This window comes from Nocardia altamirensis NBRC 108246 (genome assembly GCF_001612685.1).
Classification (GTDB): domain Bacteria; phylum Actinomycetota; class Actinomycetes; order Mycobacteriales; family Mycobacteriaceae; genus Nocardia; species Nocardia altamirensis.
The window spans coordinates 18,319-32,884 of sequence record NZ_BDAY01000111.1 but is presented as its reverse complement, the minus strand read 5'-3'; the positions used below and the strand labels follow the sequence as shown (position 1 = coordinate 32,884).

Here is a 14,566-nt window from a genome sequence, read left to right as displayed (position 1 = left end):
CCCGAACGGCGGGTTGTTGCCCTCCGGAACGAAGCCGGAGCGGCACAGCTCTGGCGTCGGCGCCCGCACGCCGGGGAACTCCGCGCACGGCGTATTGCGGATGCCGCGCACCGCGATCGGCGAATCCTGCGGCACCTTGCAGTACAGCCCCGGCGGCGAAGGGACGGAATCCAATTCGCTCGGCGAGCGCCGTTCGTTCGCGGGCAGGAATCCGGTGGTGCACGCGGGCGGATCGTTGACGACGACCATGAAGTCGACCATCGCGCCGTATTCACGCGGACCGCGGATGATCGTCTTCAGCGCCGCGATCAACGGCGGGAACACCACCAGAAGTTGTTCCAGCCCAGCGTGATACGTGACGCCGACCTGTCCGACACTCACCAGGTTGTTCAAGAGCAGCGGCAACGTCGGGCGCAGGGATTCGAACTGCGAGTTGACCCGCTGCATGGCAGCAGGCGCGTCGCGCAACACATTCCGCAGCGACGGATCGTGCGCCCGCAGCTGATCGGTCACCGTCGCGAGATCGCTGGTCCACGACCGGATGGCCGCGTCGGACTGAATCTGGGTGTCCAGCAACGGCCCGATCTGATCGAGCAGCTTCTTCGTCGGCTCCGCGCTCTGCTGCGCCTCCTGGACCAGCAGCGACGCCGAGTCGATGAACCGCTGCAGGTCCGGACCAGCCCCGTTGAACGCACGGAACGCCTCGTCGATCACCTGCCGCAGCCTGGTGTCGGCGACGCTGGACAGCAGCCGATCCGACTGATCGAGCAGCGAGCCGACATCCTGCGGCAACTTGGTGCGCTGCACCGGAATCACCGCGCCGTCGGCGAGGTTGCCGCCCGCGGGCCGGTCGGCCGGAATCAGGTCGACGTACTGCTCGCCGACCGCGGAAACGCTGCGCACCCAGGCGGTGACATCCTTGGGCACCTTGTAGTCGCTGTCGATGGACAACTGCGCCTCGACGCCACCGGGAGTGAGCCGAACTTCGCGCACCGTACCGACATTCGTGCCGCGATAGGCGACGTTGGCGGTCGGGTAGAGCCCGCCGGTCGCCTCCAGCTGCACCGTGACGTCGTAGCGCCCGATGCCGAACATCGCGGGCACCTTCACATACACCCCGCCCATCACCGCGAGTCCGATGACCGTGAGGATGGCGAAGATCGTCAGCTGGGCGCGGACGAATCGGGTGAGCGTCATCGGCCGGGACCCCCTTGTGGCGCAGTGTTTCCCGGCACCGTCAACCCGGGAATGGCGGGCAACCCGGGAATGGGCGGCAGACCGGGAATGGTCGGTGTCGGCTGTGCCCCCTCGGGTTGCAGCGGACCGGTCGCCGGATTGCCGCCCTGCGTCGCGGTATCGGGCGCGAAGCTGCCGACCACGCCCTCGACGCCGCCGAACCGCCCACCGAGCGGGGTGCCGATCAACCAGTTGTTGTCCAACCGCTTGCCGGTGAGGTCGACGGTGATGAACAGGTTCAAGTAGTCGCCCTTGATCGCCTTGTCCAGGTTCTTCATCGGGAACGGGAAGGTCGGGATGATCTTCATCGCCTCGATCAGATTCACGCCGGTGTCGGCGAGCGTCTGCAGCACCGGCGCGAGACTGCGCAGGTTCGCCTTCAGGTTCTCGCCGCTGGACGCGATGAGCCGATCGGTGACATCGCTGAGGTCGCCGAGCGCGGTGAGCGCCGCGGTGATGTTCTTGGTGCGATCGGCGAGCACGGTGAGCGCGGGATGGATCCGCTCGATCGCCTTGGCGACCACGTCACGCTGCTGGGCGAGTTGACCGCCGAGCCGATCGAGCCCGCTCATCGCCGCGATGATGTCGTTGCGCTGCTTGTCCAGGTTGACGGTGAGCTCGTTGAGTTGCGGCAACAGGTCGCGAATGTCGTTCTCGCGCCCGACCAGCGCCGAGTTCAGTTCGCGGGTAATCGTTTCCAGCTGCGAGATACCGCCGCCGTTGAGCACCACCGACAGCGAAGAGAGGACCTGCTCGGTGGTCGGGAACGCGCCTGCCCGCGCCAGCGGAATGGTGTCGCCCGCCTTCAGCTGCCCCTGCGGCGTGGCATCGGTCGGCGCGGCCAGCTCGACGTGGTTGCTGCCGAGCAAGCTGGTCTGCCCGATCTTGGCGACGGCGTTCGCAGGCAGCTGCACGGTGGGATTCAGCGTGACCGTGACGAGCGCGTGCCAGCCTTCCACCTCGATGTTCGACACCGTGCCCACCGTGACGTCGTCGACGCGCACCGGCGAATTCCTGGTCAGCGTTGTGACATTCGGCATTTGGATGCGCACCTGATACGCGCCGTCCATGGTGCCCTCGGTGCCTGGCATCGGCAGCGAGTTCAATCCGTCCCACTCACAACCCGAAACACCGAGCGCGAGCGCGAGTCCCATGACGAGCGTGGCCATCCGGCGCGGTCGCCTCATCGGCCTCCTCCCGGAATAGCCAGTCCGGCAATGCCGTCCGGTATCACCACCGGCGCGGGTCCCGGTGCCGGGCCCGGTTGCGGCGCCCGCCCGGCCAGGCTCGGCGGGCTGTACTCGATCTGGCTCGGGAACGCGTGCACCCCGGTCGCCGGATTCAGCATGAGCGGCGCGTAATTCATGGCAAGCGAGCTGATCACCGGCGCCAGGTACTGCGCGCACAGATCGGCCGAGCGATCGGAATCATTGGTCTCCAATGCCCGCACCGACCCGCAGAGGAAGCCGAGCGGATCCGCCGTGTTGCTGAGCGCGACCGAGCCGGAAAGCGTGCCCTGGGCCGGTTTGTAGATCTGATAGAAGTTCACCAGCGCCGTCGGACCCGAGTGCAGCACCCGCTCCAGCTCGGGCCGCTTGTCCACCAGGATCTGCGTGACGTCGGCGAGCCGCTGCACGCCTTCGGTGAGCTCGGCACCGCTGCCGTCGAGGAAGCGCTTCACATCGCCGAGCGCGGTATCCAGATTGTCCAGTCCCGCACCGAGTTCGGCGGAGGTGCCGGCCAGCACCGAGGACACCGAGGCGAGCCTGCCGCCGAACTGCACGATCTGCTCGTTGCTCGCCGAGAGCACCTCGACGAACTTCTGCAGGTTCCGCACGGTGCCGAAAAGGTCGGTCCGGCCGTCCGAGAGCGTGTTCAAGGTGGCGGACAGTTCGCGCAGGGTGTCGCGCAGTTTTTGCCCGTTGCCGTCCATGTTGTCGGCGGCGGTGTTGACGAAGCGGCCGAAGGAGCCCTGCGTGTCGTCCCCGACCGGGCCCAGAGTTGTTGCCAGCTTGGACAGTTCGGCCTTGATGTCGTCCCACTCCACGGGGACCGCCGTGTGCTCGAGCGGAATCTCCGCGCCGTCACGCATTTTCGGACCGCCGGTGTATGCGGGCGCCAGCTGGATGAACCTGGCCGACACCAGCGACGGCGAAATGATCACCGCGCGTGCGTCGGCGGGCAGATCGATGCCGCGATCGACGGTCATCTCGACCCGCACCCGATCCTTACCCGGCTCGATCGAGTCGATGCGGCCGACCTTCACGCCGAGCACCCGAACCTCGTCACCCTGGTAGAGGCCGGAGGTCGACGGAAAGTACGCCGTGATCGCGGTCTTGCCGATCCGGCTGACACCGGCGTACGCGCCGAAAAGCACCAGCGCGGCGACCAATCCCCCCGCAATCAGCACCGCCCACCGCGGTAGCTGCCGAACTCTTCCCAGCACGGTCATCGCGGTGGCTCCTGGATCGAGGGCCCGATCGACGGCGGCGCCGGTTTGGTGAAGATGTTGCGCAGGGTGTCGGGCAGATGCTCCGGCCACACCAGTGCGTCGACCAGCAGCTGCAACTGGGTACTTGTCGCGTTCACCACGTAGGCGTTGAACCACGGCCCGTTGCCGACCTGTTCGCCGAGCGCCGCGGCGTAGGGGCCGAGGTTGTCGAGCGCGTCGTTCAGGTTCTGCCGGTTGCGCTGCAGCAGGGCAAGCACCGAATTCAGCTTGTCCAGTGCGGGTTTCAGCAGCGGCTCGTTGTCGGCGACCAGGCCGGACAACTGCTTGGCCACCTCGTTCACGTAGACGATCAGCTGCCCGATCGCACTGCGACGCCGATCGAGTTCGCCGAGCAGGTCGTTGCCGTCCAGAAGCAGCGCGTTGATCTGGTTGCTCCGGTCGGCCAGGATCTTGGTGACGCTCTGTGCGCGCTGCAACAGGTCGGATAACGCTTGATCGCGGGCATTGATGCTGCGCGACAAGGCGGTTACGCCGTCCAGCGCCGCGCGCAGCGGGGCAGGGGTGTCGGCGAAGGTCGCCGACAACGTGTCGAGCGTCTTGTCCACCTGCGCCATGTCCAGTCCCTGCACCGTGCGTCCGAGATCGCCGAGCGCGTCGTTGAGCGAATACGGAGACGTGGTGCGGTCCAACGGAATCGTGTCGTCACGGCGCAGCGCACCGGAGCCGGTCGGCGTCACCTCGAGCGACTTGCGGCCGAGCACGGTATTGGTCTTGATCGCGGCGGAGGTCTTCTGGCCCAACACGATCGACTCTTCGAGCGTGAACCGGACGAGCACCTTGGCGCCGTCCAGCTCGACGTCGTCCACCCGGCCCGTGCGCACACCGGCCACCTGGACCGGGTCGCCGGGCACCAGCCCGCCCGCGTCGGCGAAGTACGCCGTGTAGGTCGCGCCGCCGCGAATGAACGGCAGCCGGTCGAACTGCAACGCCGACAATGCCACACACACCGCGAGCACGAGGCCGACGATGCCGATGGTGACGACGCGCGAGCGCTCCTGGTTCATTCGGGCGCACACCTTCCGGTCGTCTGCTTACCGGGCAGGTTCACTTGCAGAGGTTGCCCGTTCGGGCCGTCGACGAGCATATTCGTGCCGCAGACGTAGAGCTGCAGGAACGAGCCGTAGGCGCCGATCCGAATCAACTTCTTGTAGGTCTCCGGCAACCGGTCGAGCACCCACTGCAAGGTGCCGGAGCCGTTGTCGATGTTGGTGGACAGCCGCCCCGTCTGCTCGATGGTCGAGCGCAGATCCGGCCGCGCCTGGGCGAGCAGATCGGTCAGGTCACGGGTGGCGCCCGCGATGCGCGGCAGCGCGTCGCCGATCGGATCCCGATCCGCGGCCAAACCGCTGACCAGACGCTGCAATTCGTCGAGCGTGGTGGCGAACTGGTCGCCGCGCTGATCGATGGTCTGCAACACCGTGTTCAGGTTGTTGATCACGGTGCCGATCAACTCGTCCCGGTCGGCCAGCGTCTTCGCGAAGGAGCCGCCACTGTTGAGCAGCGAAACCAGCGTGCCGCCCTGGCCCTGGAAGATCTGCAGCAGCGCGCTGGTCAGGTCGTTCACCTGCGCCGGATCCAGGCCGCGCAGCAGCGGCCGGAAGCCGCCGAGCAGCATGTCCAGGTCGAGTGCAGGCGCGGTCTTGTCCTTGCCGATGGTGCCGCCCTCGGGCAGCACGTCCATCGAGCCAGGCCCCTCCAACAGCTCCAGATACCGGTCCCCGACCAGGTTTTCGTACCTGATGGTGGCGCGGGTGCTAGCGAGCAATCGGTACTTGTGGTCGACGTCGAACTCGACATGCGCGAGATGGTCCTTGCCGACCTCCACCGAGGACACCGAACCCACTGGCACCCCGGCGATGCGCACCTTCGAGCCGGGCAGCATCCCGGACGAGCTGGTGAACACGGCGTGATAGCCGTTCTCCTTGGCGAATCGCATCTGGCTGAACACGACGGTCAGCCCGGCGAAGACCAGTGCCATCACCAGCGTGAAGATGGCCAGTTTGATGGTCGTCGCGGTGTTCTTCACAGGTTGGCCACCCCCGGCAGGCCGGCGAACAGCAGCTGGAACACCTTCGGCGCCTCGTTGGGCTTGACGAAACCCGTGTTCGGCACGTACGGGGCTCCCTGATTCGTATCGGTGACAACGTAATTGGAGTGACTGTCCGGCACCCGATCCACCACGCCCGCGCAGTGCGGGCCGCCGGTCGCGTTCACCTTCGGCAGATCGTCCGGATAGGTGTAGGGCTTGGCGCCGAACATGAAGTTGGTGTTCATGCCGATGCCGGGCAGCATGCCGCCGAACACGTCCTCGGCCAGCGGCATCATCGGGCCGAGCCCGTTGATCAAACAGCTGAGCGCAGGCGCGTATTCGAACAGCAGGCCGGTCGTCGGCCGCAGCAGATCCAACGCCGTGCTGAGGTTGTCCGTGTTCTCCCGCAGCACCGAGCCGGTGGTGTCGGCCAGCCCGATCACGTTGGCGAGCACGTTGTCCAGGCTCTGCTGTTCGGCGGCGAGCGTGTCGCTGGTGACGGTGAGGTTGTCGACCGTGCGGAGCAGGTCGGGGGCCGTGTCGGCGTACAGGTCGGTGACCTGGCCGGTGCGCACCAGATCCTGTTGCAGCGTCGGCAGATACGGGTTGATGTCGCGCAGGTAGGCGTCGCTGCGGGCGAGCAGGTCGCCCAGCTTCTCGCCGCGTCCCTGCAGCGCGGTGCCGAGCGCCGACAGGGTCGCGTTCAGCTTCTCCGGCTCGACCTTGGCCAACACATCGGACAGATGCTGGAACAGCGTGTTGAACTCGACGGTGACGTGCTGCGCCGTCACCCGCGCGCCCGGCTGCAGCGACGTCGCCGAAGGCTGCGGCGGCACCGTGAAATTCACGTACTTCGCGCCGAAGACGGTGGTGGAGCGAATATCTACGCCCGCGTTGGCCGGAATCAGTTTCAGCTGATCGGGATTCAGCGCCAATTTCAGGCTGGCGCCGTCGGCGTGCTGGCTGACCGAGACGACCCGCCCGATCTCGACACCGCGCACTTTCACCTTGGCGTCCGGATCGAGGACGAGACCGCTGCGCGGCGCGTCGACCGTGACGGTCGCCGTCGGCGTGAACCCGCCGACGAACATGACAAGGGCGATGGCGATGACAGCCACCAGTGCGAGCACCATTCCGGCGCCGGCCAGTTTGAGGCCGACGGCATTGCGCAATTGCTTCGAATCCGCCATATCGCTTACCCGGAGAGATGGAAGTTGCCGGAGGTGCCGTAGATGGCCAGGGAGATCAGCAGGGTCACCGTGACCACCGCGACCAGCGAGGCGCGCACCGCGTTGCCGACCGCGACGCCGACCCCGACCGGGCCGCCCGCGGCATTGAAGCCGTAGTAGGTGTGGATCAGCATCACCGCGAGCGCCATGAAGATCGCCTGCGCGAACGACCACAGGATGTCGCTCGGGATGAGGAAGGTGGAGAAGTAGTGGTCGTATACGCCCGCCGACTGTCCGTAGATGACGACCGTCGCGAACCGGCTCGCGAGGAACGAGGCGATCACCGCGAGCGCGTAGAGCGGCACGATCGCGATCATCCCGGCGAGCACCCTGGTGCCGACCAGGTAGGGCACCGGTCGGATCGCCATCGATTCCAGCGCGTCGATCTCCTCGGCCACCCGCATGGCGCCGAGCTGCGCGGTCGAGCCCGCCCCGATGGTGGCGGCCAGGCCGATACCGGAGATCACCGGCGCGGCGATGCGGACGTTGATGAAGGCGGCGAAGAATCCGGTGAGCGCCTCGACGCCGATATTGCCGAGCGAGCTGTAGCCCTGCACGGCGATGGTGCCGCCCGCGAACAGGGTGAGAAATCCGACGATCACCACGGTGCCGCCGATCACCGCCAAAGCGCCACTGCCCATGCTGATTTCGGCGATCAGCCGAATAGTCTCGGTGCGATAGTGGGTCAGCGCACGCGGAATTGCCCCCAGCGCCTGTGCGTAGAACACAGCATGTTTACCTACCGAATCGAGCGAGTCCGACATCCGACGCACTCGTCGCACGGTACGCGGAAAGCGGGATTCGATCACGAAGGCCATGGGTTCACCGCGCCGTGAACTTGATGCCGACCGCGGTGACCACCACGTTCACCACGAACAGCGCCATAAAGGCGAAGACGACGGTCTGATTCACCGCATCGCCGACACTCTTCGGACCGCCTTTGACATTCAGCCCCAGATAACAGGCCACCAGTCCGGCGATCATGCCGAACAATCCGGCCTTCACCTCCGAGATGACCAATTCGGGCAAATGCGTCAACAGCGTGATGCCGTTGACGAAGGCGCCGGGATTCACGTCCTGCAGAAACACCGAGAACAGAAATCCGCCGACGATACCGATCGTGCACACCAGGCTGTTGAGCATCAGCGCGACGAACGTCGAGGCGAGCACGCGCGGCACCACCAGCCGTTGCACCGGGTTGATGCCGAGCACCCGCATCGCGTCGATTTCCTCGCGAATGGTGCGTGCGCCCAGGTCAGCGCAGATGGCGGTGGCGCCTGCGCCCGCGACGATGAGCACGGTGACGATCGGACCGACCTGGGTGACCGCGCCGAATGCCGCGCCTGCCCCGCTGAGGTCGGCCGCGCCGATCTCCCGCAACAAGATGTTGAGGGTGAAGCTCACCAAAACGGTGAATGGAATCGCGACCAACAGTGTCGGCACGATCGAGACGCGCGCGATGAACCAGGACTGATCGATGAACTCGCGCCATTGAAAAGGCCTGCGCACGCTCGAACGTGCGACTTCCGCGGTCAGTTCGAAGAACCCGCCTACCGCACGCAATGGCACGGCAAGGACCTCGTTCATCGATGAACCTCCTTGCTCAAACCCGCGTACGTTCGCACGGCACGATTCTTCACCGAGGCCGCACCGCCTCAACAATTAGAACACGTTCATTGCGTCGCCGGAAGATGTTTGCCACTTTTGAACTGCACTTTTTCTCTGCATCGGCATATAAATTGGAACAAGTGTCAGAGACTATGATCCCACCTTTGTGAGGCGGCACACATCTCGACCTCCAATGTCTACCAACTACTGGACCCTTGATCAACAGTTGGACAGTTGATCAGCGATTCCCTGACGGTGAGCCTTGCAGATATCGACCCTCAGTGCGCTTGTTTCACCCACCCAGTGGGACAAGCACGCGCCTGCGGTCAGCCGAGATCCAACAGCGACGACGCCGAGAACGTCTGCCCGGCAGGGCGTTCGGCGAAGTAGCCGCCGAGCGTGGCAGCGAGATCACCGGCCGACCACTGGCCATCGGCGGCGTCGAAGCGCTGCTCGACCACGGGCGCGGCCATCAACGCCACCATGCCCCCGTAGACCACGAACAGCTGCCCGCTGACCGCGTCGGCGGCGGGCGAAGCGAGATACGCGACGAGCCGGGCGACATGATCGGGCGAGAGCGGGTCGACCTGCCCCTCGGGTGCCGCGCTGAACACGGCCTCCGTCATCGCGGTCCGCGCGCGGGGCGCGATCGCGTTGGCGCGCACGCCGTATCGGGACAGCGCTCGCGCCGCCGACAGCGTCAGCGCGGTGATACCCGCCTTGGCGGCGCCGTAGTTGGCCTGCCCCTCCGGACCGAGCAGGCCCGCCTCGGAGGAGGTATTGATCAGCCTGCCGTATACCGGGGCGCCCGCCTCCTTGGACTTGCCGCGCCAATAGGTTGCGGCGTTGCGGGACAACAGGAAATGGCCGCGCAGGTGCACCGCGAGCACCGCGTCGAAGTCCTCGTCGGACATGTTGAACAGCATCCGGTCCCTGGTGATCCCCGCGTTGTTCACCACGATGTCGACGCTGCCGAAGGCCTCGTCGGCGGTGCGCATCAGCGCGTCCGCGGTCGCGCGTTCGGCGATGCTGCCCGCGACGAACTCGGCCTTGGCGCCGAGTGCACGGATATCGGCCATGGTGGCGGCGACGGCGTCCGATTCCGCCAGGTCGTTGACCACGACCGACGCCCCGGCCCCGGCCAGTGCGAGCGCCTCTGCCCGTCCAAGCCCAGCGCCCGCGCCTGTCACAATCGCCACCCGGCCCGCGAGACTCACCTCATCGTCACTCACGGCCGCTGTGTCGCTGGTTCGTTCGCTTCGCTCACCCACGGAGCCGACCCTAGAACGTGTTCCATTCTATGGCAAGGCCCGGCGTCACTGGAGTCGCAGCGCCGCTTTCGGGCACTGCGCGACGGCGTCCTCGACATCGGCGAGACGGTCGTCGGGCACATCGGCCTCGAGGATGTGCAGCTGGTCCTCGTCATCGAGTTCGAACACGTCGGGGGCGATTCCGACACAGATTCCGTTCGCTTCACACTGGTCCAGATCGACGCTGACCTTCATGAGAACTCCTTTACCGCGTTCCTAGCCGAAGCCTAACAACCCGACGACTCCGCGCGGGGCGTCATCGACCGGATTCGGCCTCAATACTGGAACATGTTTCAGTCGATATGCAATGATCGGTTGAACCCACATCGACGAAGGCATGAGGTATTTGCCATGCGCATTGCGTACACGCCGCAGCAGGAGGAGCTACGCGCTGAGCTGCGCGACTACTTCGCGCGACTCATCACTCCCGAGCGTAGAGCCGCGCTCAGCGCGCAGACGGGCGAGTACGGCGAGGGCAACGTCTACCGCGAGGTCGCGCAGGATATGGGCCGCGACGGCTGGCTCACGCTGGCCTGGCCGAAGGAGTACGGCGGGCAGGACCGTACGGTGATGGATCAGCTGATCTTCACCGACGAGGCCGCGATCGCCGGGGCGCCGGTGCCGTTCCTGACCATCAACTCGGTCGCGCCGACGATCATGCACTACGGCAGCGAAGAGCAGAAGCGCTTCTTCCTGCCGAAGATCGCGGCGGGCGAACTGCACTTCTCCATCGGCTACTCCGAGCCGAGCGCGGGCACCGACCTGGCCAGCCTGCGCACCACCGCGGTGCGCGACGGCGACGACTACGTGATCAACGGCCAGAAGATGTGGACAAGCCTGATCGCCTACGCGGACTACGTGTGGCTCGCGGTGCGCACCGATCCGAATGCCAAGAAGCACAAGGGCATCAGCATGCTGATCGTGCCGACCACGGCGGAGGGCTTCTCCTGGACACCCGTGCACACCATGTCGGGGCCGGACACCAGCGCGACCTACTACCAGGACGTCCGGGTGCCTGCGAGCGCGCTCGTCGGCCAGGAGAACGGCGGCTGGGCGCTGATCACCAACCAGCTCAACCACGAACGCGTCGCGCTGACCTCGGCCGGACCGCTCAGCCTCGCGCTGAGCCAGACCGTCGAATGGGCACGCGACACCAAGGCGGGCGACGGCTCGCGGGTGATCGACCAGGAATGGGTGCGGCTCAATCTCGCTCGGGTGCACGCCAAGGTCGAGTACCTGAAGCTGCTGAACTGGGAGATCGCCAGCCGCGCCGACGCGGGCGGCTCGGCGGCGCCTCGGCCCTGGGACGCCTCGACCTGCAAGGTGTACGGCACCGAGCTGGCCACCGAGGCGTACCGGTTGCTGATGGAGGTGCTCGGCCCGCAGGCCTACGTTCGGCAGGACTCCCCCGGCGCCGAACTGCGCGGCAGGCTGGAGCGGATGCACCGCGCCGCACTGATTCTCACCTTCGGCGGCGGCACCAACGAGGTGCAGCGCGACATCATCGCGATGACCGCCCTCAAGCAGCCCGCCTCGGCACGCTGACGGAAAGCAGGTAGCTGACATGGATTTCACTCCCACCGAGGCGCAGCTCGATCTGGCCAGGCTGACCGGCGAGGTGTGCGCCAAGCTGGTCACCGCCGACCGCCTGCGCGAACTCGACACCGCCGACGAACGATTCGACGAGACGCTGTGGCACTCGCTCGCCGAGACCGGTGTGCTCGCGGCGGCGTTGCCGGAGGCGGTGGGCGGCAGTGACTTGGGCGTGCTCGAGCAGACCGCCGTGCTGCGCGAACTCGGTAAATACGTCGCCGCGGTGCCCTACCTGTGGTCGATCGCGCTCGGCGCAGGCGCGCTGGCTCGATTCGGCGATGCGGCGCAACAGGATCGGGCAACGCAGGCGGGTGCGGGGCGCATCATTCTGACGGCCGCGCTGGCGGAGGAACACAACTGGGAGCCGACGAAGCCGATCACCACCGCCATCGAGACGGACAACGGCTGGCGGCTCACCGGCGCCAAGACCACGGTGCCGTTCGCCAATCGGGCAGACCGAATCCTGGTTCCCGCCACCGTGTTCGGCGCGGTCGCCGTGTTCCTGGTCGATCCCTCCGTTGTGACCGTCACCGCGCAGCAGGTGGTCGACCGAACCCCCGAGTACGCCGTCGATCTCGCCGACACCCCCGCCGAATTGGTCGGCACCGTCGAGCGTGGCGCCGAGATCCTCGACTGGGTGCTCACCCGCGCCTGGCTCGGCCTGAGCGCCGCCCAACTCGGAACCATCGAGCGCGCGCTCGAGCTGGTCGCCGAATACACGCGCGAGCGGGAACAATTCGGCAAGGCGGTCGGCAGCTTCCAGGCCGTTGCCCAGCGCCTCGCCGATGCCTACATCGACGTTCAGGGCCTGCGTCTGGCGGTCACGCAGGCGGCCTGGCTGCTGTCCGAGGACCTGCCGAGCGCCGAAGCCGTACACACCGCCAAGTTCTGGGCCGCCGACGCGGGCCACCGGGTGGCGCACACCGTCGTGCACGTGCACGGCGGCGTCGGCATCGACCGCGACCACATCGTGCACAACTACTTCACCGCCGCCAAACACCACGAGTTCGCCCTCGGCGGCGGAACAGACCACCTGCGCGCCCTCGGCGCTCTGCTGGCCGCTCCGGCCTGACCGTCACGCACTCCCCTTCGGCCCGTCGAGGAAACTCGGCGGGCCGAATCTGTGTGTGCACCAACGCATCTCGCCGCTATTGAGTGGGCGCCGATACCAAATAGCGCTGGATCGTCGGCGCCACATCGGCGATCAACGCCTCGCGGGTCAGGCCGACCACCGGCGGGATCCGAAGAATGTAGCGGCACAGCGCAATTCCGAGGAGCTGGGTGACCACCAGGCCGCCGCGGCGCGGGGCGTCGGCGGCGTCACCGAAGCGAAGGACGGCGGGGAGCACCTGCTCGGCGAAGACGGTGCGGAAGCGTTCGGTGACGGCGTCGTCGGTCACCGCGGAGCGCAGCAGCGTGCGCAGCACCTCGTTGCCCGGCGGCTCCTCCCACAGCGCGAGGAAGCGGCGGACGAGTAGCTCGCCGAGCTGATCGGGATCGGCGGCGGCCAGGTCGGGCAGCGCCAGATCGATGTCGACGGCGGCGGCGAACAGGCCGTCCTTGCTGCCGAAGTAGCGCATGACCATCGACGGGTCGATCGCGGCGTCGGTGGCGATGGCACGGATGGTCGCCTTGCGGAATCCCTCGGCGGCGAAGCGGGCGCGCGCTGCCTCCAGGATGGCCGCACGGGTGGCGTCGGAGCGCCGGGCAGGCGGCTGATCAGGCTCGATCGTCATGCCAACAAGTGTAGGCCAACAACCGTTGACTTAGCCACGCCGGGCGGGCTACCGTTATGCCAACAAGCGTTGGCCCACAGATGTTGACTTCAGGAGTTCTGATGAACACCACCCCGAACCCGCTGCCAGAGACCACCTCCGTCGTCATCGTCGGCGCGGGGCCCGCCGGGCTGACCGCGGCCGTCACCCTGGCCGCGGCAGACGTCGACTTCGTCCTGCTCGATCGACTTGCCGAGGGCGCCAACACCTCTCGCGCCGCGGTCGTGCACGCCAGGACGCTGGAGGTGCTGCACGAGCTCGGCATCGCCGAGGAGCTCATCGCCGAAGGCCTTGTGGTGCCGACCTTCACGCTGCACGACGGCGGCCGCACCCTGGCCACGCTCCGGTTCGACGGCCTCCCGACGCGGTACCCCTACACCCTGATGGTCCCGCAGGACACCACCGAGGCGGTGCTGCTCGCCGCGCTGCGCAAGGCGGGCGGCGACGTGCACCGGCCTTACCTGGTGACGCGCGTTGTCGAGGAAAACGACGGCGTGACAGTCGAATACACCGATGCCGCGGGCGACGCAGGCACCCTCCGCGCCGACTACGTGATCGGCACCGACGGCATGCACAGCGTGGTGCGCGAGCAGGCGGGCATCGGATTCACCGGCGCGGCCTATCCCGCGTCGTTCGTGCTCGCCGACGTCAGGATGAACTGGCCAATCCCGCGCGAGGAAGTCTCGCTGTATCTGTCGCCGGAGGGCATCACCGTGATCGCACCGCTGCCCGACCCCGCCGAACCGAACCGGTACCGCGTGGTCGCCACCGTCGACACGGCACCGGAGCACCCCACCCGCGCCGACATCCAAACCATTCTCGACGCCCGCGGGCCCGGTGGCGACGTCGAAGTCAGTGCAGTGCTGTGGAGTTCACGCTTCCGGGTGCATCATCGCGTCGCCGACCGCTACCGCGCGGGCCGCGTCCTGCTCGCAGGCGACGCGGCACACGTGCACAGCCCCGCGGGCGGCCAGGGCATGAACACCGGCATCCAAGACGCCGCAACCCTCGGCCCCCTGCTCGCCATGGTCGTGGCAGGCGAGCCGGAATCCCTGCTGGACAGCTACGAAACCATCCGCCGCCCGATAGCGCTCGATGTCGTCGCCTTCACCGACCGCATGACCCGCATGGCCACGCTGACCTCGCGCCCCGCCCGGTCGCTGCGCAACCTCGTCATCGCGACACTCACCCGCGTCCCCGCCGTCCGCAGGTCGCTCACCTACCGGCTCGCCGAGCTGGGCAATCGCTGACCAAGGCACAGGCAAGGGCCGCCA

The 14,566-nt window shown here is 67.0% G+C and carries 14 protein-coding genes; 3 read left to right on the top strand and 11 right to left on the bottom strand.

The genetic code is table 11. The features are described 5' to 3' along the window. The 10 genes from NA11_RS40240 to NA11_RS40195 form a co-directional block, all read right to left on the bottom strand. On the bottom strand, positions 1 to 1,197 hold a 1,197-nt coding region (locus NA11_RS40240), incomplete at its 3' end, for an MCE family protein (RefSeq protein WP_069167361.1). Next, complete coding sequence (locus NA11_RS40235) at positions 1,194 to 2,423, bottom strand: MCE family protein (RefSeq protein WP_069167360.1); 1,230 nt, start codon at positions 2,421 to 2,423, stop codon at positions 1,194 to 1,196. The genes NA11_RS40240 and NA11_RS40235, both read right to left, overlap by 4 nt. After that, positions 2,420 to 3,688: an MCE family protein gene (locus tag NA11_RS40230; protein WP_069167359.1), complete on the bottom strand. Its 1,269-nt coding sequence runs from the start codon at positions 3,686 to 3,688 to the stop codon at positions 2,420 to 2,422. The genes NA11_RS40235 and NA11_RS40230 overlap by 4 nt, the downstream gene beginning before the upstream one ends. Next, the gene (locus NA11_RS40225; RefSeq protein ID WP_069167358.1) at positions 3,685 to 4,752 is read right to left on the bottom strand and encodes an MCE family protein; all 1,068 of its coding nucleotides are present in this window, start codon (positions 4,750 to 4,752) and stop codon (positions 3,685 to 3,687) included. Before NA11_RS40225 ends, NA11_RS40230 begins: the two co-directional genes overlap by 4 nt. Further along, entirely contained in the window at positions 4,749 to 5,774 is a 1,026-nt protein-coding gene (locus tag NA11_RS40220) for an MCE family protein (RefSeq protein ID WP_084655501.1), read from the bottom strand. The genes NA11_RS40225 and NA11_RS40220 overlap by 4 nt, the downstream gene beginning before the upstream one ends. Beyond that, a complete protein-coding gene (locus tag NA11_RS40215) occupies positions 5,771 to 6,967 on the bottom strand; it encodes an MCE family protein (protein ID WP_069167357.1) in 1,197 nt (398 codons plus the stop codon). Before NA11_RS40215 ends, NA11_RS40220 begins: the two co-directional genes overlap by 4 nt. Before the next feature lie 5 nt (positions 6,968 to 6,972). Further along, a complete protein-coding gene (locus NA11_RS40210) occupies positions 6,973 to 7,824 on the bottom strand; it encodes an MlaE family ABC transporter permease (protein ID WP_069167356.1) in 852 nt (283 codons plus the stop codon). 4 nt (positions 7,825 to 7,828) lie between these two features. Further along, positions 7,829 to 8,593 carry an MlaE family ABC transporter permease gene (locus NA11_RS40205; RefSeq protein ID WP_069167355.1) on the bottom strand — a complete coding sequence of 255 codons (765 nt, stop codon included), beginning with the start codon at positions 8,591 to 8,593 and terminating at the stop codon, positions 7,829 to 7,831. Between the two features lie 347 nt (positions 8,594 to 8,940). After that, on the bottom strand, positions 8,941 to 9,846 hold the full coding sequence (locus tag NA11_RS40200) for a 3-oxoacyl-ACP reductase (protein ID WP_069167354.1): 906 nt from the start codon (positions 9,844 to 9,846) through the stop codon (positions 8,941 to 8,943). Between the two features lie 84 nt (positions 9,847 to 9,930). Further along, positions 9,931 to 10,119: a ferredoxin gene (locus NA11_RS40195; RefSeq protein ID WP_069167353.1), complete on the bottom strand. Its 189-nt coding sequence runs from the start codon at positions 10,117 to 10,119 to the stop codon at positions 9,931 to 9,933. A gap of 156 nt (positions 10,120 to 10,275) precedes the next feature. Between NA11_RS40195 and NA11_RS40190 the strand changes: the two genes are divergently transcribed. Further along, positions 10,276 to 11,469 (top strand): acyl-CoA dehydrogenase family protein, encoded by a 1,194-nt coding sequence (locus NA11_RS40190; protein ID WP_069167352.1) that lies wholly within the window; start codon positions 10,276 to 10,278, stop codon positions 11,467 to 11,469. A 19-nt stretch (positions 11,470 to 11,488) separates the two neighbouring features. Further along, a complete protein-coding gene (locus NA11_RS40185; RefSeq protein WP_069167351.1) occupies positions 11,489 to 12,589 on the top strand; it encodes an acyl-CoA dehydrogenase family protein in 1,101 nt (366 codons plus the stop codon). Positions 12,590 to 12,665: 76 nt separating this feature from the next. On the opposite strand, the gene NA11_RS40180 is transcribed toward NA11_RS40185, so the two are convergent. Continuing rightward, a complete protein-coding gene (locus tag NA11_RS40180; protein WP_069167350.1) occupies positions 12,666 to 13,253 on the bottom strand; it encodes a TetR/AcrR family transcriptional regulator in 588 nt (195 codons plus the stop codon). A 101-nt stretch (positions 13,254 to 13,354) separates the two neighbouring features. Here NA11_RS40180 and NA11_RS40175 point away from each other — a divergent pair, with 101 nt between their 5' ends. Continuing rightward, the gene (locus NA11_RS40175) at positions 13,355 to 14,542 is read left to right on the top strand and encodes an FAD-dependent monooxygenase (protein WP_069167349.1); all 1,188 of its coding nucleotides are present in this window, start codon (positions 13,355 to 13,357) and stop codon (positions 14,540 to 14,542) included. The last annotated feature ends 24 nt before the right edge of the window (positions 14,543 to 14,566 follow it).

Bases quoted from the DNA above. Each gene is read 5' to 3' on its own strand.
- NA11_RS40235 (WP_069167360.1), bottom strand. From the start codon at position 2,423: ATGAGGCGACCGCGCCGGATGGCCACGCTCGTCATGGGACTCGCGCTC.
- NA11_RS40230 (WP_069167359.1), bottom strand. From the start codon at position 3,688: ATGACCGTGCTGGGAAGAGTTCGGCAGCTACCGCGGTGGGCGGTGCTG.
- NA11_RS40225 (WP_069167358.1), bottom strand. From the start codon at position 4,752: ATGAACCAGGAGCGCTCGCGCGTCGTCACCATCGGCATCGTCGGCCTC.
- NA11_RS40215 (WP_069167357.1), bottom strand. From the start codon at position 6,967: ATGGCGGATTCGAAGCAATTGCGCAATGCCGTCGGCCTCAAACTGGCC.
- NA11_RS40210 (WP_069167356.1), bottom strand. From the start codon at position 7,824: ATGGCCTTCGTGATCGAATCCCGCTTTCCGCGTACCGTGCGACGAGTG.
- NA11_RS40205 (WP_069167355.1), bottom strand. From the start codon at position 8,593: ATGAACGAGGTCCTTGCCGTGCCATTGCGTGCGGTAGGCGGGTTCTTC.
- NA11_RS40195 (WP_069167353.1), bottom strand. From the start codon at position 10,119: ATGAAGGTCAGCGTCGATCTGGACCAGTGTGAAGCGAACGGAATCTGT.
- NA11_RS40190 (WP_069167352.1), top strand. From the start codon at position 10,276: ATGCGCATTGCGTACACGCCGCAGCAGGAGGAGCTACGCGCTGAGCTG.
- NA11_RS40185 (WP_069167351.1), top strand. From the start codon at position 11,489: ATGGATTTCACTCCCACCGAGGCGCAGCTCGATCTGGCCAGGCTGACC.
- NA11_RS40180 (WP_069167350.1), bottom strand. From the start codon at position 13,253: ATGACGATCGAGCCTGATCAGCCGCCTGCCCGGCGCTCCGACGCCACC.
- NA11_RS40175 (WP_069167349.1), top strand. From the start codon at position 13,355: ATGAACACCACCCCGAACCCGCTGCCAGAGACCACCTCCGTCGTCATC.